General features: G+C 63.3%; 21 protein-coding genes. 8 read left to right on the top strand and 13 right to left on the bottom strand.

All coding sequences use genetic code 11. The annotated features are described in order from the left end of the window. The 6 genes from CEY05_RS21880 to CEY05_RS31030 form a co-directional block, all read right to left on the bottom strand. Positions 1–1,632: an ABC transporter substrate-binding protein gene (locus CEY05_RS21880; protein ID WP_088597239.1), complete on the bottom strand. Its 1,632-nt coding sequence runs from the start codon at positions 1,630–1,632 to the stop codon at positions 1–3. A 37-nt stretch (positions 1,633–1,669) separates the two neighbouring features. Further along, positions 1,670–3,079 (bottom strand): amidase, encoded by a 1,410-nt coding sequence (locus tag CEY05_RS21875; protein ID WP_158219379.1) that lies wholly within the window; start codon positions 3,077–3,079, stop codon positions 1,670–1,672. A gap of 16 nt (positions 3,080–3,095) precedes the next feature. Next, positions 3,096–4,487: an MFS transporter gene (locus tag CEY05_RS21870; RefSeq protein ID WP_088597241.1), complete on the bottom strand. Its 1,392-nt coding sequence runs from the start codon at positions 4,485–4,487 to the stop codon at positions 3,096–3,098. A 322-nt stretch (positions 4,488–4,809) separates the two neighbouring features. Continuing rightward, positions 4,810–5,751 carry a LysR family transcriptional regulator gene (locus CEY05_RS21865; protein WP_088597242.1) on the bottom strand — a complete coding sequence of 314 codons (942 nt, stop codon included), beginning with the start codon at positions 5,749–5,751 and terminating at the stop codon, positions 4,810–4,812. A 72-nt stretch (positions 5,752–5,823) separates the two neighbouring features. Continuing rightward, the gene (locus tag CEY05_RS21860) at positions 5,824–6,039 is read right to left on the bottom strand and encodes a hypothetical protein (protein ID WP_088597243.1); all 216 of its coding nucleotides are present in this window, start codon (positions 6,037–6,039) and stop codon (positions 5,824–5,826) included. Between the two features lie 85 nt (positions 6,040–6,124). After that, complete coding sequence (locus CEY05_RS31030) at positions 6,125–6,640, bottom strand: hypothetical protein (protein ID WP_143220556.1); 516 nt, start codon at positions 6,638–6,640, stop codon at positions 6,125–6,127. 326 nt (positions 6,641–6,966) lie between these two features. On the opposite strand from CEY05_RS31030, the gene CEY05_RS21850 reads away from it, so the two are divergent. Continuing rightward, a complete protein-coding gene (locus CEY05_RS21850; protein ID WP_088597245.1) occupies positions 6,967–8,322 on the top strand; it encodes an SGNH/GDSL hydrolase family protein in 1,356 nt (451 codons plus the stop codon). Between the two features lie 195 nt (positions 8,323–8,517). Here the strand turns inward: CEY05_RS21850 and CEY05_RS21845 are convergent, their stop codons facing one another. Continuing rightward, a complete protein-coding gene (locus tag CEY05_RS21845; protein ID WP_233161648.1) occupies positions 8,518–9,360 on the bottom strand; it encodes an alpha/beta fold hydrolase in 843 nt (280 codons plus the stop codon). Between the two features lie 373 nt (positions 9,361–9,733). Here CEY05_RS21845 and CEY05_RS21840 point away from each other — a divergent pair, with 373 nt between their 5' ends. Next, entirely contained in the window at positions 9,734–10,489 is a 756-nt protein-coding gene (locus CEY05_RS21840) for an SDR family NAD(P)-dependent oxidoreductase (protein WP_088597247.1), read from the top strand. 18 nt (positions 10,490–10,507) lie between these two features. Here CEY05_RS21840 and CEY05_RS21835 read toward each other — a convergent pair whose 3' ends face one another. Next, positions 10,508–11,380: a helix-turn-helix domain-containing protein gene (locus CEY05_RS21835; RefSeq protein WP_198952853.1), complete on the bottom strand. Its 873-nt coding sequence runs from the start codon at positions 11,378–11,380 to the stop codon at positions 10,508–10,510. A gap of 246 nt (positions 11,381–11,626) precedes the next feature. On the opposite strand from CEY05_RS21835, the gene CEY05_RS21830 reads away from it, so the two are divergent. Both CEY05_RS21830 and CEY05_RS21825 read left to right on the top strand, forming a co-directional pair. Continuing rightward, positions 11,627–12,079, top strand: a complete 453-nt coding sequence (locus tag CEY05_RS21830; RefSeq protein ID WP_233161647.1) for a nuclear transport factor 2 family protein — start codon at positions 11,627–11,629, stop codon at positions 12,077–12,079. A 13-nt stretch (positions 12,080–12,092) separates the two neighbouring features. Continuing rightward, positions 12,093–12,680, top strand: a complete 588-nt coding sequence (locus tag CEY05_RS21825; RefSeq protein ID WP_088597249.1) for a VOC family protein — start codon at positions 12,093–12,095, stop codon at positions 12,678–12,680. A 10-nt stretch (positions 12,681–12,690) separates the two neighbouring features. On the opposite strand, the gene CEY05_RS21820 is transcribed toward CEY05_RS21825, so the two are convergent. Both CEY05_RS21820 and CEY05_RS21815 read right to left on the bottom strand, forming a co-directional pair. After that, positions 12,691–14,136 (bottom strand): amidohydrolase family protein, encoded by a 1,446-nt coding sequence (locus CEY05_RS21820; RefSeq protein WP_088597250.1) that lies wholly within the window; start codon positions 14,134–14,136, stop codon positions 12,691–12,693. Positions 14,137–14,150: 14 nt separating this feature from the next. Beyond that, a complete protein-coding gene (locus CEY05_RS21815) occupies positions 14,151–15,269 on the bottom strand; it encodes an alanine racemase (RefSeq protein ID WP_088597251.1) in 1,119 nt (372 codons plus the stop codon). A 50-nt stretch (positions 15,270–15,319) separates the two neighbouring features. Between CEY05_RS21815 and CEY05_RS21810 the strand changes: the two genes are divergently transcribed. From CEY05_RS21810 to CEY05_RS21795, 4 genes are all read left to right on the top strand, one after another. Then, the gene (locus tag CEY05_RS21810; protein ID WP_233161646.1) at positions 15,320–16,438 is read left to right on the top strand and encodes a tripartite tricarboxylate transporter substrate binding protein; all 1,119 of its coding nucleotides are present in this window, start codon (positions 15,320–15,322) and stop codon (positions 16,436–16,438) included. A gap of 61 nt (positions 16,439–16,499) precedes the next feature. Continuing rightward, complete coding sequence (locus tag CEY05_RS21805; RefSeq protein WP_088597253.1) at positions 16,500–17,426, top strand: MurR/RpiR family transcriptional regulator; 927 nt, start codon at positions 16,500–16,502, stop codon at positions 17,424–17,426. A gap of 221 nt (positions 17,427–17,647) precedes the next feature. Continuing rightward, positions 17,648–18,682, top strand: a complete 1,035-nt coding sequence (locus tag CEY05_RS21800; RefSeq protein WP_158219378.1) for an isopenicillin N synthase family oxygenase — start codon at positions 17,648–17,650, stop codon at positions 18,680–18,682. Between the two features lie 51 nt (positions 18,683–18,733). After that, positions 18,734–19,747, top strand: coding sequence for a tripartite tricarboxylate transporter substrate binding protein (locus CEY05_RS21795; RefSeq protein ID WP_088597255.1), 1,014 nt, complete (start codon positions 18,734–18,736; stop codon positions 19,745–19,747). A 39-nt stretch (positions 19,748–19,786) separates the two neighbouring features. On the opposite strand, the gene CEY05_RS21790 is transcribed toward CEY05_RS21795, so the two are convergent. Genes CEY05_RS21790 through CEY05_RS21780 form a run of 3 tightly spaced genes read right to left on the bottom strand, consistent with a single transcriptional unit; the run spans position 19,787 to position 24,482 of the window. Next, a complete protein-coding gene (locus CEY05_RS21790) occupies positions 19,787–20,773 on the bottom strand; it encodes a tripartite tricarboxylate transporter substrate binding protein (protein WP_088597256.1) in 987 nt (328 codons plus the stop codon). Between the two features lie 44 nt (positions 20,774–20,817). Further along, on the bottom strand, positions 20,818–22,401 hold the full coding sequence (locus CEY05_RS21785; protein WP_088597257.1) for a hydantoinase B/oxoprolinase family protein: 1,584 nt from the start codon (positions 22,399–22,401) through the stop codon (positions 20,818–20,820). Further along, positions 22,398–24,482: a hydantoinase/oxoprolinase family protein gene (locus CEY05_RS21780; protein ID WP_088597258.1), complete on the bottom strand. Its 2,085-nt coding sequence runs from the start codon at positions 24,480–24,482 to the stop codon at positions 22,398–22,400. Before CEY05_RS21780 ends, CEY05_RS21785 begins: the two co-directional genes overlap by 4 nt. Between the last annotated feature and the right edge of the window lie 65 nt (positions 24,483–24,547).

The raw sequence follows: 24,547 nt of genomic DNA, 5'->3' as shown, positions 1-24,547 counted from the left end.
TCAGGTCTCCATCCAGGCACGTTCGAAGGCGCTGTAGGTGCCCAGCGGTCCCACGGTGTGATCGTGCAGTTTCTTGTTGAAGATGGTGACGTAGGTGACCTCGGCCAGCCAGGCCCCAGGGCTGTCCTCGACGATCACTTTCTGCGCCTGCGCGTACAGGGCCGCGCGCTTGGCGGGATCGATTTCGCGGGTGGCATCGGCCAGCAGCTTGTCGACGACCGGGCTGCGGTAGTCCTTGTTGTTGACGAAGGTCGTGCCCTTGCGGATGGCGGACGACAGGAAGTAGCGGTGCACGCCCACGACGGGGTCGGCGCCGGCGGAGTAGAACGGCTCGTTGATGTCGAAGTCGTAATCCGTATAGCAGCGGCGCAGCCAGGTTGCCGTATCTTCGCTGCGTAACGTCAGCTTGATACCGATATCGTTGAGCGCCTGCTTGAGATATTCACCCTGGCGTTGCCACTGCTCGCCGAAGGGATTGATTTCGAGCGTAAGGCCGAAGCGCGACCCATCGGCGCCGCGCTTCAGGCCGGCGTCGTCCAGCAGCTTGTTGGCGATGGCCAGGCGGTCTGGCACGTCGAAGTGGAGCACGTCGTTCGAGTACAGGTTCTTGAACGACGAGCAAAGCGGGCCGGTGGCCGGCTTGCCGAAGCCGTACATGATGCGATCGACGATCAGCTTGCGGTCGATGGCATAGGCGATGGCGTGGCGAACCTCCTTCTTGTTCAGCGGTTCGCGGCGCATATTGAATTCCAGGTTGCTCATCGCCGCGGTCATGCCGTAGCCTTTCTCGGTGCTGCCGAGGATGGGGTTGGCCTGCAGGCGCTTGATGTCCGCCGGATTGACCGCGCTGTAGCCGGCGTAGTGTGCCTCGCCGGCCTCCAGGGCGGCGGACCGGGTGGCGGCGTCGGGGATGAAACGCGCCACGATGCGGTTCAGGTAAGGCAGGCCCGGCTTCCAGTATTTTTCATTGCGGTCCAGGCGCACATAGCGGCCGCGCTCCCATTGGACGAACTTGAACGGTCCCGTGCCGATCGGCTTGTTGCCGGTGGGGTTGGTCAAGGGATCGGTATTGACGAACACCGATTTGCACAAGACGGGCATGTCCTTGGAGGACAGCGATTTCATCAGGTACGGGGCGGGATGGGCCAGCCGGAAGATCGCGGTCAAGGGATCCGGCGTGTCGATCGCGGTCAGTTCGGCCAGGATGATGGGCCCGTTGGGGTTGTACTTCTTGGCCACCTCCATGAACGTGTACTGCACGTCCGCGCTGGTGAAGGGCTCGCCATTGTGGAAGGTCACGCCTTCCTGCAGATGGAACGTGATGGTCAGGCCGTCGGGGCTGATCTCCCAGGACTTTGCCAGGCTGGGCACCGGATTGATGTCCCAGTCGTAGCCCACCAGCCCCTCGTAGACCTGCGTCGTGATCATCGGCACATTGCCCGCCGAGTTGGCATACGAAGCCAGCGTGGCGGGCTCCGGATGCACGATCATGACCATGTTGCCGCCGCGCTTGGGCGTGTCGGCTGCCTTGGTCACCGCGGGCAACGCCGCCCCGACGGCCGCCATGGCACTGGTGACGATAAACGCGCGCCGGTCCAACGAGAGCGGGTCCGAACCATCCTTCTGAGTCATGAGATGCAGTCCTTGTAGGCGATTGAGGGGGCGAGTGCTATGAGCTGGCGATTTGCGGCCAACGGGCGGCCCAGGGCTGGGCTTGTTCGAACTGGGTGGCGATGTCGAGCAGCAGGTCGTCCGCGCCGAAGTCGCCGACCAGCTGGAAGCCGATCGGCAGGCCCTGCGCCGACGGGGCCGCCGGCAAGGCAATGGCGGGATGGCCGCAGGCGTTGACCCAGTTGGTGAAGACGGCATGGCCGCGCGGACCGACCTCCTGGCCGTCGATGACGGGCGGATAGGCCTGTTCCTTGGGCCAGGGGTGGGCCGCGGACGTTGGCGTCATGATCAGATCGACATGCTCGAAGGCGCTGCCCACTTCCGTCCGGAAGGCATACAGCGTCTCGATGACCCGCATGAATTCGGCGCCTGCGATGCCTGCGCCCGTGCGGGCCTGTTCGGCAAAGCCCGGCGTGACCCGGTCGAAGAAGGAAGGATGCTGTTCGGCCAGCATGGCCAGGCCCGTGTCGCCGATCTTCGACCACGATCCAAGGATGTGCTGAGTCTGGAAAGGCAGGGAGCCATCGGTCACCTCGTGTCCCAGTGCGCGTAGCGCCTCGGCCGCGCGCCTGCAGGCCGCGTCGATCTCGGGATCCACCGGCGCGCCGTTCATGCGCGCCACGTACACGATCCTGAGCGGTCGCACGGGGCGGGCGTCCTGGTCGATTGGCGCAAAGCCCCGCGAGCGCTGGTCCCGTCGGTCAGGACGAGCCATGACCGACATCATCAGGCGCACGTCGTCCACCGACCGGCCTAGCGGTCCCACGATTTCGCAGTCGTACAGGATCTGCGGGAAACCGTTGGCGCGGGGGATGCGCGAGACAGTAGGCTTCAGGCCGACCAGCCCCGTGTAGCCGGCCGGACGCCGTATGGAGCCGCCGCCATCGGTGCCCAGTGCCAGCGGCACCAGTCCCGCGGCTACGGCCGTGACCGATCCGCCGCTAGATCCGCCCGGCGTCAACGCGGGATCCCACGCGTTGCCGGTGGGGCCGAACACGACGTTGTCGGTATAGCCTCGCATCGTGAACTCAGGCACGTTGGTCTTGCCGACCAATACCGCGCCGGCGCGGCGCAGCAGGTCGACCGGCACCTCATCGTGATCGGGCACATGTTGCTCGAACAGGCGGGTGCCCCAGACGGCGCGCTGGCTCTTGACGAGGATGTTGTCCTTGATCGCGATGGGGATGCCATCCAGCGGGCCCAGCGATGCGCCACGTTTCGCGCGGTCGTCGGCGTCGCGCGCCGCCTGCCTGGCGCCCGTTTCATCGAGGTCGATAAAGGCGTTCAAGCGGGGATTCAGCGTCTCTATCCGGCCCAGGTAGTGGTCGAGCAGTTCGACCGCGCTCAAGCTGCCGGCGCGCATGCGCAGCCCCAATTCGCGGACACCCAAACGATATGGCTGTGTCATGGTTGCTCGATCGAAGTCATTGGTTGGCGGGCTGCGGGACGAGTTTGCCGTTGGCGTGGTTCGCATCCAGGCCACGGAAGATGAAAGCCGAGAGCAGCGTGATGACCCCGACGATGATGAAGGTGAGACGGAAGGCACTGGCCGTCGTTTCCTCGCCGTGGGAGAACATGCCAACCATGCCGCCGCCCAGGGTCACGCCAAGGCTGACCGCCAGCATCTGTATCATCGAGAAGAGCCCGTTGCCGCTACCCGCGTCTTCGGTCCTGAGGCCTTTGAGCGTTACGGTATTCATGGCGGCAAACTGCATCGCATTCGCCGCGCCGAATATGGCGAGCTGAATGATCTGCACGCCGATGGGCCATCCCGGCGCGACGCCGGCGAAGGCAATGATGCTGGCGCCCACAAGCAGCGTGTTCACCAGCAGGAAGGTTTCGTAGCCGTAGCGCTTGACCAGGGGGCCGACCGCGCGTGTCAACCACATGCCCGCGAGCGCTGCCGGCAGCATCATCAAGCCGGATTGCACCGGTGAATAGCCCATTTGCAGTTGCAACAGCAGGGGAAGGAGAAACGGCACGGCGCTGCAGCCGATACGGCAAACGAGGTTGCCGAGCAGGCCGACGCTGAAATTCGACTCGCGGAAAATGCCCAGCCGAAACAAGGGTTTCGCCTTGCGGCGGGCATGCATCATGTAGAGCGCCACGGTGAGGACGCTAAGTCCGAACAGCACGCCGCTCCAGGCGAGGCGATGAGAGACTTGCGGCATGTCCAGCGCGATCGACAGCGCCACCATGCACGTGGAGAGCAGGACGAAACCAACGAAGTCGAAGGGCGGCGTGTTTTCCGTCTTGCCGACCGGCATATAGGTGCGTGCCGCCCACAGGCCCGCCAGGCAGATGGGAATGTTGATCAGGAATATCCAGTGCCAGCTCAAGACCTGGGACAGCCAACCGCCCAGCAGGGGGCCCACCAGCTTGCCCGCCTCACCGGCCGAGCCGATGAGCGTCAGTGCCGCGATATAGGCTTCGCCACGCATGGCGCGCAATGCCGCCAGACGGGCAATGGGCAGGAGCATGGCGCCGCCGGCGCCCTGAATGACCCGCGCCGCCGTCAATTGGTCCAGGTTGCGTGACAGGGCGCAGAGCAGCGAGCCGACTCCGAAGACGGCGATGGCCCAGATGTAGACGTTACGAGTACCGAATTTGTCGGCCAGCCAGCCGGATGCGGGGATAAGCATCGCCATCACCAGGGTGTAGGCGATGATGGCGGCACGCATGGCGAGCGGATTTTCCCCCAGGCTGTCGGCCATGGGCGCCAACGCGGTGGTCACGATAGTGGTGTCGAGGGCCTGCATGAAAAAAGCTGCCGCGCACACCCACAACATGCCGCGGTACATCGAATTGCCGTTCATTTCCCAATCTCTGCATGACGTTCCCACCGAACGTCTGTGCCGATTGTGGCACTGCAGCATATAAGCCAGAAATCACTTTTGATAATCCCACCATAAGCCCTGGATTATGGTGGGCTGAACACGCGCTGGCTTGGTGCGCAATGCGCCGCGACGGGGCGGCCGGCCCCCGATCAGGTGCGTTTTTCCGGGATTGCGCGCGTGGAAGATGCCGGCCGCAAGGATTTGCCCCGACGCGCGCGGGCCTGTGCAGGCACCCGCTGTCTCCAATCGGCAACGATGCGAGGCGGGTCTGCTGGCGCGGCGCGGTTGCGCCGTGCGCCCGCTAGATCAGCATCTCGCAGTGGTAGCCACGGCCGTTCATCTGCTCGCAAAAGTGCTGGAGGCTGCGGCGCAGGTATTTTTCGAAGCGGACCACCGATCTGGGTACCGGCCGATGCCGTGAATAGACCATCCCCAGCGTCTGGTAGATGGGTGGGTCCAGCGGCAGGGCCGTGATGGCGTAGTCTTCGAGGACGGCGAGCGATAGCGTCAAGGGGTGCACCAGCGCCACGCCCAGGCCATGCCTGACCATGTGCAGCGCGGGGATGGAGTGATTCGTATCCAATACCCGCGCCGTGAAGCCGCCGTCGCGGTCGAGCGATTCATGCAGGACCATGCCGGGCGGCGTATCAGCGTTCTGGATGATGACTTCCTGCTGGTTCAGGTCGCGCGTGGACACGGATTTTTGCCGGGCCAGCTCATGGCCTTCGGGAACGGCGCACAGGACCTGCATGCGCAGCAGCGGCTGCACGGCCACGCCCATTTCATCGACTGGCAGGAAGGCGAAGCCGACGTCCGCATTGTCTTGCCGGACCTGCTGGACCACCTCGCTGGCCGTGTAGGTGTCGGCGCGAAGATGGACCTTGTCGTGGTCCTTGCGAAAACTGGCCATGGCCGACGGCAGGATGTCGGTATAGAGGGTGCTGACACTGGCGATGGCCAATTTGCCCGAGCGTCCGTCGCGCAGTTCGCTGGCGCGGCCGCGCAACGTGGAGAACTGGGCCAGCACGCGCTCCACTTCGGTCAGCAGCGCCGTCGCCTCCGGCGTCAGGTGCATCCGGCCGCCGACCCTGATGAAGAGGGTAAAGCCAACCTGGTTCTCCATCTCCTTCAGCGTCTGGCTGACCGAGGGCTGGGTCACGCGCAGCAGATTGGCTGTTTCGGTAACGTTGCGCGTCTTGGAGAAGAGCCGGAAGACTTCCAGCTGGCGGAGACTGAGGTGCATAAGTCCTGGCTTATGGCGGAGGGGGCAGCCAGGTATCTTACTTTATGCACCTCGGTGTCATGGCCTTTGGTTTCATGGCCCTTCGTCACGGTCTTCAGAACCGTGGCGCCAGACCTGCTTCAGGTCCATCTGCAGATCGACGGTATTGCTTCCATAAACCAGCGATGGCGTCAGGTAGGCCAGGTTGCTGCTGACAGCCTGGAAGCTGCCGGCGATCCCGCCGGCGGCGCTGATGATGCCGTAGCGCGGCGACGCCGCGTAGCTGCCGTCCTGTCCCAGATCCAGCACCGACCCGGCCAGGCTGGCGGGCGGTAAGCCGTACCCGTTATCCGCAATATGCCGCCTTCGAAGTCCAAGGCGTTGGTAGCCGAGCCTAGATTGGCGTCGGATGACATCGACAGCGCGCCGCGCCACTCGCGCCCACCAGTGTGAGGATGTCGCCCGTCACGCGATAGCCATCGCTCATGAACTGCATGCCGGTGGCGGTGACGGCGCCGTTGGTGTTGTCCACGGTGACCGTTCCGGAGGCACCGCCAAAGATGGCGAAACCGGGCTGCGGTGACATCGGGCCGGTCGACTGCCCGTTCGTGTTGGTCCAGGTATTGCCGTCCACGGTCCAGGTGCCGGTCCCGCCGCCCATCGAGCTTGGGCTGGCCAAGCCGTTGCCATTCCACACATCGAGCGTCTGGCCGGTGCCTGCGTTGGCGAAGGTGTGGCCGATCCCTGTCGTATCGAAACTCTCTAATGCGATACGGCCAGTAGTTGGGTTGGCTGGCGTACATGCCGCCATGGCGTTACTTCCCCACCATGGCAGGGCGACGGCCAGTGTCAGCGTCAGCCGTGCTGGTGGAAACCCCGCTGCGGCACCCTCGCGCCTTGCCTTTGACATACTGACGACCGGTACGCTGCACGGGCCTTCCCCTTGAAGATGTGGACATTCTTTAAGGCGCCATTCAGATGCCTCAACCGATCGGGGAAGGTTATCGACCAAATGTTGTGCGAATCTTTGATTTTGCGTGCCAGCAACAGCGCCAGGCATCAGCGCCAGGCAACCGCAGGCGACGGCACCGCGCCGGCGCTGCGGGCGCCATGCGCATACAACACGCTGTCGCGATTCGGGCTGGCACTGTCCGCCCTGCTTGGCTGCGGCCTGGCTTAAGCTGCCTGTCCGCATAAAGCGTTAAGCTGCCCGTCTGGATAAGACGACTCAGGGCTATGCAACGCTTGATCAGATTTTTTCCCGTGTGGCGCCGCCTCGTGGCCGGGGTGGCGGGGACACTGGCTGTCGCGCTTGCGGCGCACGCTCATGCGCAGGCGCCGCGGGTTTCGCCACCGTCGTGGACCACCTCGTGGAACACGGCGCTGCAGGAGATTCCGCGGTTGGCGGAGTTGCCTGCGCTTTACCAGGCACCAGCCGTAGCGGGGCGCACCGTGCGGCAGATCATCGTGCCTACGCTCAGCGGGACCACGGCCCAGCTTCGTATCAGCAACCGTCATGGCACACGGCCTTTGGCGATCATGGGGGTGACCCTGGCGCACAGTGCTGCCGGCGCCGCCATCGTGCCGGGCAGCGCCAGCGTCGTGACCTTCGGGGGCAAACGCGAAGTGGTACTGAGCCCTGGCATGGAGATGGACAGCGATGCCATTCCTTTCAAGGTCACCCGCGGCGCGCCGATCGCGGTCAGCCTGGAAGCCGGCAGCGATGACGTCATGCAGGCCTGGCACCGGATTGCCGGCCGCGTGAGTTATGTATCGACCGTGGGCCGGCATGCTGAAGATACGTCGGCAGCGGCGTTCACGGTCCGTTTCACGCAATACGCCTGGATTACGCGCCTGGCCGTAAGCAGTGAGCACGAGCATGCAGGCGCGCTGGTGGCCATCGGCGATTCCATCACCGACGGCCTGCGATCGACCTTCGGTGCCGACCGCAGTTGGCCCAGTGTGCTATCCAGGCAGCTTGCCGCGGCGGGCGCCAAACCTGCAATCGCCAAACCCCTGGGAGCCAATCACGCGGACGCCAACGCCGCTGGCCCCAAACCCATCGCTGTCCTGAATGCAGGGATCAGCGGCAATCGCTTATTGTCCGGCTCGGCTTGTTATGGCGACAGCCTGGAGTCACGCTTCGAGCATGACGCCGCGAGCGTGCCCGGCGCGCATACGGTGGTGGTCCTGATCGGCATCAACGACCTCAATTTTTCGTCGATGCCCGTCAGGCGCGGCCTGGACTGCGACAGTCCCCACCGGGTGGTCAGCGCGGACGATATGATCGCCGGTTACCGCCGCATCATCGCCATCGCGCATCGCCAGGGTCTTCTCGTTCTTGGCGGGACGATCACGCCCGCGACCCTGCCGCCCGAGCGTGAAGGCATCCGCTTGAAAATCAATGAATGGATACGTGACGGTCGCGCCTTCGATGGCGTCGTGGACTTCGACAAAGCGTTGCGCGACCCCGGCCATCCGAACCAGTTGAGGCCTTCGTTCGACAGCGGCGACCACGTGCATCCAAGCGACGCCGGCTACGCGGCGATGGCGACGACGGCAGCTGGCGTCCTGCCCGCTGCCAGGCGTTAGGCTGGCGCAAGGCCGGCGCCAAGCCAAGCCAGGCTCAGATCCTGGCCCAAGCCAAACCCAAGCCAGACCAGGCCAGCGTCGAGCCATGCCTGGTCCGCGGGACGCGCTTCGGCCAGACCCGTCTGCGGTATCGATGTTGCGGGGCCGATACTGCCAATTTGACTCATCGTCGACCAGTTCTTTGGAGTCGTGATGTCAAGCCTTGACGAAAGCCAGCAGGTCGGCGTTGATGACGTCTGCATTGGTGGTCAGCATTCCATGCGGGTAGCCCTTATACACCTTCAGGATGCCGTTCTTGAGCAGCTTGATGGAAAGCTCGGCAGAATCGGCGATGGGAACGATCTGGTCATCGTCGCCGTGCAGGACCAGGGTGGGCACCGTGATTCTTTTCAAGTCTTCCGTCTGGTCGGTCTCGGAAAATGCCTTGATGCCCTCGTAGTGGGCCTTGGCACTGCCCATCATGCCCTGGCGCCACCAATTCTGGATGACACCGGGATAGACCTTGGCGCCGCTGCGATTGAAACCGTAGAACGGGCCGGTGGGAACGTCGAGGAAGAACTGTGCACGGTTCGCTGCCAATGCGGAGCGGAATCCGTCGAAGACTTCGATTGGCAGGCCGCCGGGGTTGGTGGCGGTCTTCAGCATCAGCGGTGGCACGGCGCTGACCAGGACTGCCTTGGCGACACGGCCGTGGGGCTGGCCGTATTGGGCCACGTAGCGCGCGACTTCGCCACCGCCGGTGGAATGGCCGATGTGGACGGCATTTTTCAGATTCAGGTGCTCCACCACCGCGGCGGCGTCGGCAGCGTAGTGATCCATGTCGTGGCCTTCGCTCACCTGTTGGGAGCGGCCATGGCCGCGGCGGTCGTGCGCGACGACACGGTAGCCATGCTGCACGAAAAACAGCATCTGGGCGTCCCAGTCGTCCGACGAAAGTGGCCACCCGTGGTGGAAGACGATGGGTTGGGCCGTCTTGGGGCCCCAATCCTTGAAGAAGATATCGACGCCGTCCCGGGTCTTGACGAAGCTTTCAGTCATTTCGATGTTTCCTTTGTGAAGGGAGGAGGGCGACTTCGATGCGGCAAAGCTGGAGGCCGCCGATAGGGTGAGGGTGGCGGCCAGGGCGGTGCCCGACATTAGTACGTTGCGTCTTGTAATGGACAAGTCCAGATCTTCGATCGTCATGAGCGTCCGCGTTTCCTTTCGATGATTACGCCCTTGTGGGGCGGTAGCGATCCTAGACGGCGCGGCGCTGCGCCCGCATGAACATTCCTGCGGCGCTTGTACGTTCTTGCTCAGGAATTTGGCGGTGCCCGTCCTGCGAGAGGGGTTCTGTATATAAAGTTTGCGCGACGGCGGCGCCTCGAAGCAGGTGAGCAGTACGCCGTACCATCAATCACAGGAAACTCGAATGACCAGCAGACTCGCAGGAAAAATCGCCCTTGTTACGGGCGCCACGAGCGGCATTGGCCTTGCCACTGCGAAACTATTTGCCGCTGAAGGCGCGCGTGTTTACCTAACGGGGCGACGCAAGGAAGCGCTGGACAAGGCGGTCGCCGAAATAGGTAACGGCGCCGTTGGCGTGCAGGCCGACTCCGCCAGTAACGACGATCTCGATCGGCTCTTTGCGCGCGTGAAGGCGGATGCCGGTCGACTGGACGTCTTGTTCGTCAATGCTGGCGGTGGCACCATGCTGCCGCTGGGACAGATCACCGAAGAACAGATAGACGACACCTTCGGCCGCAACGTCAAGGCCACCATCTTTACCGTGCAGAAAGCCCTTCCCCTGCTCGGCAAGGGTTCTTCCGTGGTGTTGACCGGCTCGACCGCCGGTACGGAAGGCACGGCAGCGTTCTCCGTCTATTCGGCGTCGAAGGCGGCTGTTCGCAACCTGGCACGTTCCTGGGCGCTGGACCTCAAAGAGACCGGCATCCGTGTCAACGTGGTTTCCCCTGGCGCGACCCGCACGCCCGGTCTGGTGGAACTGGCTGGAGACGACAAGGCACAGCAGCAGGGCCTGCTGGACTACCTGGCCTCACGGATTCCGCTGGGCCGGGTTGGCGAGGCGGAGGAAATCGCCAAGGCCGTTCTTTTCCTGGCATCCGACGACGCCAGTTTCGTCAATGGCGCCGAGTTGTTCGCGGACGGCGGCCAAGCCCAGGTTTGATGCTTCAGCGGAGTCCGCTCACTTACGCGCGCCGCGCCAGGTGGACGGGCTCTGGCCTGCATGACGTTTGAAGGCCCGGCTAAGGTGTGCGGCATCCGCGAAGCCGGTCGCTTCGGCGATGGTCTCCAGTTTTGCGTCGGAATGGAGCAGGTGCGCGCGCACCAGATTGAGTCTTTCGTGCAGTTGCCACTGGTAGGGCGACATGCCGGTGGACGCCTTGAATGCACGGCAGAAATGCCATTGCGATTGGCCGGCCATGGCCGCGAGTTCGCCCAGGGCCATCTGGCGGGGAAGGTGCGCGCGCATGTATTCCTGGACCCGGCGCAATTGCCAGGGCGCAAGCTGGCCCGCACGCGGCGTTATCCGCTGTTCGGACGAAAGCAATGCGAACACGGCCGCCGTCAGGCTGTCGCCAAGCAGACTGGACGACGCATCGCCGTGGGGAATCGCGATCAGCATCCGGACCAGGGCAAGTACCCGTGCGTCGGTAAACCGCAGGCGGGGCGTGTCGAAAGGGCGGGTATCGATATCTTCCCCCAGTCTTTCCCGCAGCGCTTCCAGGTCGAACAACAGGATGCCGTACCTGCAGTAGCGCAGGTCGCTGGCATAGCCCCACAGGTGCATGCCTTTGGGGATGATCGCCATGTGGTTCGGCTTGTGGTCGAGACCGCAGGCTTTGTTCTGCTTGAGCCGAGGTTCGGTCTGGCCGCCGACCTCGTCGAGGTTCACGGTAAGCCGGGTTTCGCTCTCGTAAAGCAACGAATGCAGCACGCGCCCGTTTGCGTATTCGTGAATGTCTTCGACTGTCACACCATTCCAGGCACGGCTGTGGCGCTCTATGCGAAGCACGTTTTCCGGGAGTCCCGATTCTTCGACAGCGTAGGCGTTCAAGCGGTTCTCCGGGATGCCTGGTTGCTTCGTTCCGTGAGTCGACGTCGCGGAATCCAGCGTGATTCTACGGTTTTCACAGGGGGCAGGGAAGAAGGCGGGCGTTGATGCGTGCCTGTCGACAAAAAATAAGGAAGGTGCTCGAGATTATCCATATCCATGGATAGTGATTCATATTTTTCGGTATTTATTCACAGATGAAGAACTTCTAAAGTTCACCCATGCCAAACAAGTGAACCCGGACCACAGATGAAACGGCTGATCCAAAGAACCCTTTTCCTGGCCGCGCTGACTGCGCTGCCCGTTGCCTACTCACAAGGATTGACTGAAATGAAAACCACCACCCAAGACGTCGCTGCCGCACAGCACCTGATCGACCTGCATTTCGAGATCTGGAATGATCCCAACCCCGAGCACTGGGCGGCCAGGTTCCCGCAGGTTTACAACGCGGACTTCTTTGTTGCCGATTACGCCGGCATGGCCGTCGGCTATGACGAGGTGGCGAAGTTGCTGAAGCGGGTCCAGGGCGAACACGCCGGTTTCACATTTACGCCGGATCCCATTACGTTGAATCACGGCGTTGGCCGGGTGACCTGGGGCTATGGCCCGCAAGACAATCCCGACCTGGTTCGCGGTGAAGACATCTTCACCATCGAGAACGGCAAGCTTGCCAGCGCCCGCGTATTCATCGACAAGAAGTAAGAAGGACTGCACCATGAAATTCATCGCGACCCTGGCCGCGGCACTGGCCGTCATCGCCGCCCCGCCTTCTCACGCCGCCGGTGTACAGGCAGTCGGCATTGATCACGTCGGCATCAACGTGCCTGACCTGAAGCAGGCCGAAGCTTTCTTTTCCAGGACTTTCGGTTGTATGCCGGTCACCCATATCGGACCTTTCAAGCTGGATGCGGGCGGCACGGAAGGAAACGCGAAGTTCGCGCCTCGGGCGGACAGCGTGTCCCTGGCCATGCTTCGTTGCGGCACCGGTTCCAACGTCGAATTGTTCGAATACCGGAATTCGAAGGGCAGCTTGGACATGCCCAAGGCGGAGGACATCGGCGCATCGCACATCGCCTTCTACACGGCCGACATCAAGGGCGCGGTGGCGTATCTGAAGTCCCAGGGCATCACGGTTCTCGGCGAGCCCATCACCATGCCGTCCGGCGACACGGAAGGCGAAACCTGGGTTCACTTCCGTTCGCCCTGGGGCTCTGAAATGGAACTGGTCAGCTATCCCAAGGGCAAGGGGTATGAAAAGCATTCCAAGGTCAAGCTCTGGAATCCCAATAAGCCAGCGAACTGATGGCGCCTTGTCATGCGGCGCGGCGTCTTACCAGTCGGCCCTCACGGGTGCCGGTTGCGGCGCCGTTGGTCCACGCAAGCTTGCCGTTGACCATGACGTGGACGATGCCGCGTGCCGGTTGAACACGTTCGCCATACCCGAAGCCGGCATCGACGGTGAGCGCGTCGAAGACAGTGATGTCGGCGCATGCACCAGGCATGATCACACCGCGATCCTTGAAGCCGAAATTGGCGGCCGGCAAACCGGTCATCTTGTGTACCGCGGTTTCCAGCGAGAAGAGGGCCCGGTTGCGCGCGTAATGGCCAAGAACCCGGGGAAACGCGCCCCACAGCCGAGGGTGGGGCTGACTGTCGTGCGGCAAGCCATCCGAGCCTATCATCGTGGGAGGGAAGGCCAGGATGCGGTCCACGTCCTGCGCATCCATGGAAAAGTAGATGGCGCCGCCAGGCATCAGGCGTTGCGCGGCTTCCTCGCGATCGACGCCGAACAGTGCCGCAATGTCGTTGAGTTCGCGGCCCGCGAGTTCCCGATGAGGCGTGGACCACGTGACGATGACACGGTCGCAGCGGCGTACCCGCCATACCTCCAGCACCGTCGATCCTGCATCGTAAGGGTAGCAATCCAGGCAAACAGGCTGCTGGCTCCCGGCACTTTCAATATAAGGCAGCGTCTCGCGCGAGCGGCCGAAGTTGGCGGCCCCGCTCAGCTTGTGATGCGAGATCACCACCGGCACGTCCAGCCGGCGGCCAATCTCGAACGTTTCGGCCAACGAATCCATGATGCCGGCCGATTCGTCGCGCATGTGCGTGCAATAGATACCGCCGAATGCGTGCAGGTCCGCGCAGACGCGGACGACTTCTTCCGTCGGGGCCGGCATCGCCGTGATGTATGCCAGTCCCGTAGAGATGCCGATGGCGCCGGCAGCCAATGCTTCCGCCGCCAGCGTCCGCATTTGCGCGATCTCGGCATCCGACGCCGCCACCCCCAGATCATCCATGGTGGCCACGCGCAGCGTGGTGTGCCCGACGAGCACCGCGAAGTTGGTGGCGGGCGCCTGTCGTTGCAATGCGTCGACATATGCCGCGAAGGTAGGGTAGCGGAATGCGTCGCCACTTCGGTCCAGCAGATCCAGGGGCGGTGTCACCGGTTGCGGAACCGGCCGCGGCATGGGCGCCAGCGACATGCCGCAGTTGCCGGCCACCACCGTGGTCACGCCTTGCGAGAGCTTGGGTGTCATGTCCGGACTGGACAGCAGCAGGCAGTCGTCGTGCGCATGCGCATCGATGAAGCCGGGAGCGACGATCAGGCCGGTGGCGTCGACCACTTGGCGAGCCTGTTTTCCCGCCAGATCACCGACGGCCGCGATGTGCCGGTCCACGATGCCGATGTCCGCGTCGCGGCGGGGCGTGCCGGTGCCGTCGATGAGGGTTCCGCCCTTGAAGATCAGATCGTACATTTGCGATTCCCGCGTCAACGCTTGCTGCCCAATTGCGCGCGGATTTCCCAACGCCCGCTCTCGGTTCTCACCAGGGCCTGGTCGTACAGATAGGCCGTCGTGCAGGCATGCCGCGGCAGCAGCATCACGCGGTCGCCCACCGCCAGGCTGCCACCATCCACCACCACGTGTTCCTCGTTCATCATCACGATGGGGCTGTCCCAGCGGAAGCGGTCGGCCATGAGCTTGTCCGGAGAAATGGCCTTCGCGCCCGCGTCGAGCGTGACCCGCTCGCCATGCCGCGAAATCACGGTGGCCAGCACGAAAGCCGCGGGCTGCCACTGCAGATGCGCCAGTTCGATGTCGTGCTGGTCGCTCGAGTACGCCCAACTGCCCGGCGCTACATAGGTGGCCAGGTCGGTGGGCCAGAGATCGAAGCTGTAGCTGGCGCCCGCGATCACCTCGGCGGAAAGTCCGTGGCCAGCGCGGCCCTTCGTCACGATGGCGCGCAGCCGGGCGGCGACTTCAGCTACCCGACCGCGGCGCAGTTCGATGTCCCGATCGTGGATGTGGCCGTCATAGACGTGCCACCCGCCGAATGTCCCCAAGGTCCCCAGCGCCGCCGCGCCACGCGCCAAGCTCAGCGCCTCCGGGCCGATGGGCGCGCCTGTGCGGCCCATCCCCGGGTCCAGGTCCACATGCAGGCTCAGGTTGGATGGCCAGGTTGTGGCGCCCATTGCCTGGCGCCAGGCGTCCAGGCCTTGCGCGGAGTCGATGAGGGCGCCAAGCACGGCCTGCGGATGCTGGCGGGCCAACGAGAGAAAGCTGGCAAGGTGATGCCCATTGACCGTCGGATAGGCCCACAACACCCGTGGGGCGCCGGCATCCAGGACCATCCGCGCTTCAGTGACGGTAGCCACCTTGAACGCCCGCACGCCGGCCTCGATCAAGCGCGCCACGACCCAGCTGGCCCGATGGGTCTTGATGTGGGGCATCAGACGTTCGATACCGCCACAACGCTCCGCCGTCATCCGCAGGTTATGGAGCAGCGCTTCTTCGTAGACGACGAGGCACGGGGTCGGGACGTCGGCGGGCGGACAGTCGTAGGGCGCGAGCGCGTTCGCATTGCGGGACGGCGGGAAAACAGTGGTCATGGCGTGGTGTTCGACGTAGGAAAAGGGCGGGGCCTAGGGTATGTCCCTGCATGAAAAAGCCGGCCGTGTTGGTAATAATATTACAGCGCGATGGCAGGGCGCGGGCAGTCAAGGCTCGAATGCGCAATGAAAATAAAGAAGTTTGGATTCGGTGCAGGCTTATTTGTAATTTTATTACTCAAAAGACGATGAACAAATCCTTGCTGTCCCTGCTCTCAGTTGCCGGATTGTTTGCCACGCCCGCTTTTGCGGCCGGCTCGGCAGCCTCGTGGCCCGACAAACCCGTCACGGTAGTCGTGAATTCGGCAGCAGGGGGATCCGCGGATGTGCTCACCCGGATTGTGTTCAATGAAATGGCGAAAGCGCTGAACGCATCGTTCGTGATCGAGAACCGGCCCGGTGCCGGGGGCGCCATCGCCATGGGCTTGATCAAGCGCCAGCAGCCCGACGGCTATACGCTGGGCTATGCGAACGTCAATACGCTGAGTGTGAATCCCTCGCTGTTCAAGCGCCTGGCATACGATCCCGATAAGGATTTCGAACCCGTCGGCCAGATGTTCAACCTGTACAACGTATTGGCCGTCAACCCCGACAATCCCGCCAAGACGGCGGCGGAACTGTTCGAGCGCATCAAACAGCATCCAGCGAAGTTCTCGTATGGTGCATCGGGCATCGGCACCAGTGGCCACATCGCCGGTGAGCTGCTGCGCAGCATGGCAAAACTGGACGTCCAGTTCGTTCCATATCAGGGCGACCCCCAGACCTTGCAGGACTTGATTGGCAACCGGATTGAATACAGCATCAACAATTCATCCGTGGTCATGCCCTTGGTGGACAGCGGCAAGCTGAAGGCGCTGGCTATCACCTCCCTGAAACGGGTTCCTCTTTATCCTGACCTGCCCACGTTCGACGAGTCTGGCATCAAGGGCTATGAGAGCGTGTCCTGGGGCGGCATCGTGGTGCCCAGGGGGACGCCGCGGGACATCATCGACAAGATCAATGCGGAGATGAACAAGGCATTGCGCACGAATGCCGTGCGCGAGGCCATGGCCAAGCTGGGCGCGGTGACCGTGACGGGCTCACCGGCGGATTTCCGCAAGCTTATCGGCAGCGAACAGATCAAGTATCGCGATCTCATCGAGTCGGCCAATATCCAGAAACTGGAGTAATGCGCGGCGCCAGGCTTATCGCCGCGAGCGGGTCGTGGCGCTCCTGCTATATTTACGGCCCATGCCCATCACCGCGAGCAACCTACTGCAAGAGCTACAGGAGCGCTTGCCCAGCCTGTCTCCTTCCCAGGGGCTGGTTGCGCGGGTCATTCTGGCCGACCCGCAGGCGGCGGCGGTCAACACCGTCGAGGAACTGGCGAAACGAGCCGGCGTTTCGATGCCCACCATCGTGCGGACCTGCCGAAGCTTCGGTTATGCGTCGGTACGTGACTTCATGGTGGCGCTGGCGCAGAGTTATGCCACGTATGGTTCGCATCTGCATCGCAGCGTCCTTGCCACAGACAGCACGGCCGACGTTTCCAGCAAAGTCATTCACGGTGCGATGGCGTCGCTGCGCGAATTGGGGCAGAGCCTCGATGCCAAGGTGATAGACGAAATCACTGACCGCATGGCAAAGGCGGAACGCATCGATTGTTATTCGGTCGGCTCGTCATCGACCTTCATCGCCAACGAACTGCAAAGCCGGTTGTTTCGTTTGCGCGTGCCTTCCAATGCCATCTTCGACGCGCACCAGCAGCTGGTTTCCGCCAGCACGCTCGGGCCGCGGGGTATTGCATTCATCGTGTCGCATGTCGGCCGCATGCCCTACACCCTGGATGCCGCGCGTTATGCGCGCGCCCATGGCGCGACGGTAGTCGCCATGACGCATCCGGGCACGCCCTTGGCGGAAGTCGCCGACCTGGTGCTCGCCGTGGCGGGCCCGCAGGATCCGCTACGCCCGGTGGGAACCGAGACCCATATCGCGCATCTGGTCATCATCGAGATCCTGATCGTCCGCCTCGCCCAGAAACTGGGCCCCGTGGCGATCCACGACCTCCAGCATTTCAAGCAGCTGATGCATGCCTACGGCTTCGAGGGCAACGGTTTTTCCAACGTCGGCGACAATGGCGACAAGTCCGGCGACGGTACTCAGTCATATCCATCCTGATCCGAAGCGCACTGCCCCTATAGCTTTTTGGATGGTACCCATGCATGCGCATTATGGCCCGTACCGTAGCGGTAGTGGCCTGCTGGGCTTTTTCCATGCGATATCAGAGGCTTAAGAAACTTCCTTCAACCTCGTTCGGGCAAACTGCATAAGGGGATTCCCGACGGATACCGGCGCAGGGACCCATGGCAATCTGTTTGCTTCCCTTACCGGAGCGTGCCATGACTCAGTTTGCCCCCAGCCTCGCCCAGATTCGACCGGACGCGGAGGAAGAGATCCCGGTGCTGGATGTCGGTCCCTATCTGGCGGGTACGCCGGGCGCGCGCGAGGCACTGGCAGCGCAACTGCGGCATGCGCTCGAAAATATAGGCTTCTACTTCATCGTCAATCACGGGGTGCCCCAGAAGCTGATCGACGACACTTTCGACGCGGCGGTTCTTTTCCACAACCAGCCGCTGGATGCGAAGTTGCAGTATCCGTTCAGCGAGCACAACGTGGGCTACGTGCCGCTGAAGGGATCGACCACGCGCCATTCGCAGTTAAACCAGAACAATCGGCCCAACCTGGTCGAATCGTTCTTCATCAAGCGCGACCTGCCCAAGGATCACCCCGATGTCGTGAATGGCGTGCGCTTTCGTCCCGCCAATCCATGGCCGCGCGACTTGCCGGCCTTCCGTGAAACCGTGGTGGCTTACGCGGATGCGCTGGAAGCGCTGGGCAAGTCCCTGTTGCCGCTCTACGCGCTGGCGCTGGACCTGCCCGCTGACGCTTTCGACACGGCCTTCAGCGAACCGATGTACACGTTGCGGCTCTCGCACTATCCAGAACAGCCGCCGCAAGAGGAAAACCAGTTCGGGCTCGCGCCGCACTCCGATACCAGTTTCATGACACTGTTGGTGCAGAACAAGGTCCAAGGGCTGTCCATCCGCCTGCCCAATGGCAATTGGATCGATGCGCCCGCGCTGCCGGGCAGCTTCCTGGTCAACGGCGGGGACATGCTGCGGCGCTGGACCAATGACCGATTCCTGGCCACTCCGCACCGGGTCATCAACCGATCCGGCAGGGAACGCTACGCCATCCCCTTCTTCATGGATTGCAAGCTGGACTGGCAGATGGTGTGCCTGCCCACCTGCGAGGACGAAGCTCACCCGCCGAAGTACGAACCCATCACGTACACCGAGTACATGGCCTGGTATCGAAATCAGAACTACGCCAGCCCGGACAAGCCATCGGATGTCGCACTGTCCGCATATTGAGCAGGGCAGGACCGCGCGCCAAGCGCGATAAAAAATCTCAAGGGGAATACCATGTTTGAGCAGAAAGACGCGCTCGGGGGCGGCCGACGCCGGTTCCTGGCCGGCCTGGGTGGTGTGACGCTGATGGCCTCGGGCCTGCCCGATGGGCGCGCGGCGCAAGGCGCGTGGCCGACGCAGCCGCTACGCTTCGTCATCGTGTTTCCGCCGGGCGCGTCGATCAATGCATTCGCGCGCCTCATGGCGGAGCCGCTGGCGCAGTCCCTGGGCCAGTCGGTGGTCGTCGAGAACAAGGACGGCGCGGGCGGCATGATAGGGGTAGCCAGCGTGGCACACTCACGCGGCGACGGCTATACCTTCTGCATGGCGCACGTCGGTACCCTGGCTGTGCAGCCGGCCGTGATGGGCGACAAGATGCCTTATCAGGCGCTGAAGGACCTGACACCCATCATCCACCTCACCGATCAGCCCAATGTGTTGGTGGTGCACGAATCGGTGCCGGCGAAGAACTTGAACGAATTCGTCGCATGGGCCCGCCAGAAGCCGGGGACCGCGTATGCCACGCCAGGGGTGGCGACGTCGAACCAGATCACCGGCGAACTCGTGTCCGCGGCGTTCAAGCTGGGGCTGACCCACGTTCCCTACCGCGGCGTCACGCCCGCCATGCAGGACCTGATGGGCGGCCTGATCCAGGTCGCGGTGCTCAACATCGCCGACGCCATGCCCCTGGTCGAGGCGGGCCGCGCGCGGGCCTTGCTGGTGACCTCCGAGCAACGATCGCCGGTACTTCCCGACGCGGTGACCATCGTCGAAGCGGGCGCCTCGCCCCAGCCGCTCAATTCCTGGCAGGGCATCTTCGCACCGGCCGGTGTACCCAAGGAAGCGGTGGCCAAGCTGAACGCGGCTTTCAACCTGGCGCTCAAGGACGAGAAGGTGCGCAAGTGGCTGGACACGGTCCACGCCGTACCGGTGGGCGGGACCACGGAAGATTTCCAGAAGTACGTGCTGCAGGAACACGCGATGTGGGCCGACCTGGTCCATCGTTTCAAGCTGGAACAGATCGCGTGATCGGCGGCGCCGGCCTGGGCACTATACGTTGGCGCGGCGTCAGGGCTGCAAGGTGATGTGGGCGTCGGAAATCAGCTTGGAGAACTTCTGGACGTCCGCGCTGAGGAACTTCGAGAATTCTTCCGGACTCTCGTAGCTCGGCTCGCCCACCGTTGCGCGTAGCGTCGCGGCCAGGGCGGGATCATGAAGCATCTTGACGACTTCCTCATTGACCCGGCTGACGATCTTGGGATCCGTATGCGCCGGCGCGAATAGCGCGAACCAGCTTTCCAACTGGTAGCCGGGCACGACTTCCCCAATGGCCGGCACGTCCGGAAATGTGGATATCCTTTTCGCGGTGGTGACGCCCAACGCCCTGAGCTGCCCCTTATCCATGAACGGCTTCACGGCGGCCGGGCTGGCGTATGTCATCGTCACGCGCTTGGCAATGACGTCGAGCGTCTGCTGGGACGAGCCCTTGTAGGGGATGTGCTGGATCTGGACGCCGGCCAGCTTGTCCAGCAATTCGCCGGACAGATGTTGGGCCGTGCCAATACCGCTGGTCGAGTACGACAGCGTGTTGGGATTCTTTTTGGCATAGGCGATCAGCTCGGCCAGGCTTTTGACCGGCACGTCGGGATGCACCACCAGGACATTCGGCGCGCGCACGACCAGCGCGACGGGCGTCAGATCCTTGAGCGGGTCGTAGCCTATCTGCGGGTTCAATGAAGGCGTAATGGCGACCTCGCCCGCGGTCGCCAATACGAATGTGTAGCCATCGGGTGGCGACGAGATCAGATAGCGCACCCCCAGCGCGCCACCCGCCCCTGGCTTGTTCTCGACCACGATGGGTTGGCCCAGGCTTTGCCCCAGCCGTTGCGCCAGTTCGCGGGCCGTCTGGTCGACGCCGCCTCCCGGCGAAAAAGGCACGACGAGCTTGATCGGATGATCCGGCCAGGCGGCCTCGGCAAGCGTCGACACGCTGAGTAGCAGCGCGGCCAGCACTGCTAGACCGCTACGGCGATAACGCTGGTACAGACAGAACATGGTATTCCCCTTGATTAAACCCCCCCTTTGCGGGGGTGGTGATGTCAATCCGCCTTGCCGTAGCCGCCCCCCCCAGGGGTGCAGACACGCAAGACTTGCCCCGCACGTAACTTGATTTCCGCGGCGGCCGCGGGAAGCTTACGCTCGTTGGCCGTGTCCGGGTCTAGCACGAACTGGCCCAGGCCGCCGTCGCCGCCGCCGTCCGTGCCACCGGCGGCGACATTCTGGCGCTCCGAGGACAGGCTGAGCACCACATTCTTGCCGGTGACCCGGTAATCCCTCAGAATGCCCGCGCCGCCCTTGAAGTGACCCGTGCCGCCACTCTTCCGGTTGATTTCATAGCGCTCGATGATGAAGGGATAGGAATGCTCCAGCGCCTCGACCGGCAGGTTCGACGAGCCCGAAGCGTGTACGCGTACCGCGTCCATGCCATGCCGGTAGGACCTGGCGCCCATGCCCCCGGCCAGCGTTTCATAGTTCACGAAATACTTTCCCGTGCGGGGATCATCGCCGGCCAGCACGATAAGCTGGTGAGGGCCGCTGCGTGCCAGGCCTTTGCCCGGCATTGCCTTGGAAATCGCGGTGGCAATGACGTCGCCAAGGACGGCGCAAGAAATGGCGCGCGCGCCTATGGCCGCGGGGGCCACCGGCCCGACCACGGTGCCGCGCGGGATGCGGACCTCGATGGTGCGGAAATAACCCGCGTTCGCCGCGATGCCGGGATCCAGCATGCTCTTGACCACGGTGTAGACGGTGGCGATCAGCGCGCGATAGGGAATGTTGCGCGCGGACTCCAGTTGCGGCGCGGAGCCGTCGAAGTCCAGGACCAGCTTGCCTTTTTCGACCAGCAGCCGCAAGCGGATCTCGGCGGTTTCACCTTCTTCATTGCCGTCCAGATAGTCGCTGGATCGATAAACGCCCTGCGGCAATTTCTCGATGGCGCGCAGGAAGCGGCGTTCGGTGAAGTCCAGATAGCCGGCGATCGTTTCTTGCAGCGATGCCACGCCATAGCGCGTGAAGAGGGCTTCCATCGCGCGCAGGCCGACGGTATTCGCGGCGATCTGGGCGCGAATGTCGCCGGAACGCTCTTCGGGCGTACGCGAGTTCAGCAGGAAAATATCGAGAATGTCGGTGTTCAGCACCCCGCCGGAAATCAGGCGCACGGGCGGGATGCGGATGCCTTCCTGGAAAATCGACGTGCAGATGGCGGCCTCGGATCCCGGCACCATGCCGCCGACGTCCGCGTGGTGGGCAATATTCGCGACAAAGGCCACGATCTGGCCATCGAAGAAAACGGGGGCGATCATATTGACGTCGGGAAGGTGGGAGCCGCCGCCGTTATAGGGGTCGTTCGCAATGAACATATCCCCCTGTTTGATCTGATCGCGCGGGAACTTCTCGCAGATCGCGCCCACCACGCCCACCATGGATCCCAGGTGGATGGGAACGCGTTGGGGCAGCGCGATGACATTGCCTTCGCTGTCGAAGACGGCCGTGGAGCAATCGTGCCGCTCCTTGATGTTCGGAGAGAATGCCGCGCGCGTGAGCGCGGCGCCCATCTCCTCGGTTACTCCCAGAAGATAGCGTGCCACTACCTCTGCGCGAATCGGGTCAATGGGTTTCTTCATGCTTGAACTCCTTGCGCTTCCAGAATGTCGGCCAGATCGATGTGCAGGTACCCATACTCATCCACCAGCACATGCGCGCCTGGCGGAACGACGGTCGTGGTGTCCATCTGTTCGATCACGGCGGGGCCGTCGAAGCGCGTGCCCGCGGACAGGGCGCCGCGCTTGAAGATGGGGGTGTCGACGAAGCCCGTGCTGGCGAACCACACGCGACGTTCACCGTCCTTCGCGGCGGCCAGGTTGCCGCCCTCTTGTATCCTGATGGTCGAAGGCTTGGTCGTTTCCATGAATACCGACGCCTTTACATTCACCACCTGGACGTCATGCGTGGGCAGCTGGTAGCCCAATAGCTCTTCGTGCTTGCGGTGAAAGGCGGCGCGCAGGTCGCTCAGTATGTCTGCATCGATGTGGGCCGCTTCGATCTCCAGCATCAGCTCGGAGCTTTGGCCCAGGTACCGCAGGTCGATTTTCCAGGCCTGCTTGACGCTTACCGCGATGTCGCTGCTCTCGTCCTTCACCCAGGCGTCGATGCGTTCATCGAGCGCGCGAAAGGCCGCATTGACGCGATCGATGTATTCAGGCTGTGCCGGAACCAGGCAGGTCATGCTGAAATCGCCGCGTTGATCGGACTGCAGCAGGCCCTGTGCGGAAAGCAGGCCCGGACGCGGTGGCACGATCACCTCTTTCATGCCGGCGGCCAGCGCGACTTCCACCGCATGCAGGGGGCCCGCGCCGCCAAATGCGACCAGGGCGTAGTCACGGGGATCCTCGCCCTGCTCAACGGAGATGACGCGCACCGCGCCCGTCATGTGGACGGTGGCAATCTTCAGGATGCCGATTGCCGCCTCTTCGACACTCATGTCCAGGGTGTCGCACAGTGTCGTCCGTATCGCCTCGACGGCGTTCTCCGGATATACCTTCATGCGCCCGTCCAGCAGCGAAACGGGACTCAGGCGGCCCAGCAGCACGTTGGCGTCGGTAACAGTCGGCTTGTCGCCGCCGCGGCCATAGGCGGCCGGGCCGGGATAGGCGCTCGCACTCTGGGGCCCCACTTTGAGCATCCCGCCTGCATCGATCCAGGCCAGGCTGCCGCCGCCCGCGCCTATCGTGTGTATGTCGAAGGTGGGCGCCCTGACGGGCAGGCCGCCCATCGGACGTTCGCTCTTCATGGCCGGATCGAGGTCTTTCACCAGGCAGACGTCGGTGCTGGTGCCGCCCATGTCGAATGCGACGAGGCCTTTCTTGCCGACATCCTTGCCAACGGCTACCGTGGCCATCACCCCGCCGGCAGGACCGGAGAAGAAGGTGTTGATGGGCAGCCTGCGCACGGTCGCCGCGGTGACGGCGCCCCCATTGGACTGCATCACGCGGGCCGGGCGCTTGACGCCGATATCACGGACACCATGCTCGAACTGCTCAAGGTAGCGGTCCATGACCGGCATCAGGCTTGCATTGACCGTGGCGGTGACGAAGCGCTCGTATTCACGCATTTCCGGCAGCACGTCTTCGGACGTGCAGACATAGGCGTCCGGCCAGGTCTCGCGCACGATTTCCAGGGCCTTGCGCTCGTGCCCGGGGTTGGCGTAGGAATGCAGGAAGCAGACGGCGATCGCGCCGACCCCGCGCTCGCGCAGCGTGGCCACGGCATCACGGACCGCCTTCTCGTCCAGGCCCGTGATCGGGGCACCGTCGTATTGAACGCGCTCGGCGACTTCGATCCGATCGTCTCGCAGTGAAGGGGGAATCGGCTTGGGGACGTCCAGGTCGAAATAGTGGGGCCGGCGTTGACGCGCGATATCGAGGAGGTCTCCGAAACCCGCGCTGGTGATTACCCCTGTACGGGCCCACTTGCCTTCCAGGACGGCATTCGTCGCCAGGGTCGTGCCCAGCACGACGAAATCCACGCTCTTGGCATCGACAGCGGAGATCTCCAGCAGCTCGCGCACCCCGTCCAGGATCCCCTTGGCGGGATCCTTGGTTTGCGTCGGTACCTTGTGATAGACACAGCGGTCGCTCTGCGCATCGCGCAGGACCAAATCGGTGAAGGTGCCCCCGGTATCGATACCGATCCAAAAATTTCCCATGATCTATTTCGCCCTGTGCGGTTTGGCGCGAGTCGAGGCCCGCATTGCATGTGTATCTTCTCCGG

It is taken from the genome of Achromobacter sp. HZ34 (genome assembly GCF_002209485.1).
In the GTDB taxonomy this organism is placed as follows: Bacteria; Pseudomonadota; Gammaproteobacteria; order Burkholderiales; family Burkholderiaceae_B; genus Bordetella_C.
Note: the sequence above shows the minus strand (reverse complement) of the source record. Positions and strands in the feature narration are given on the sequence as shown.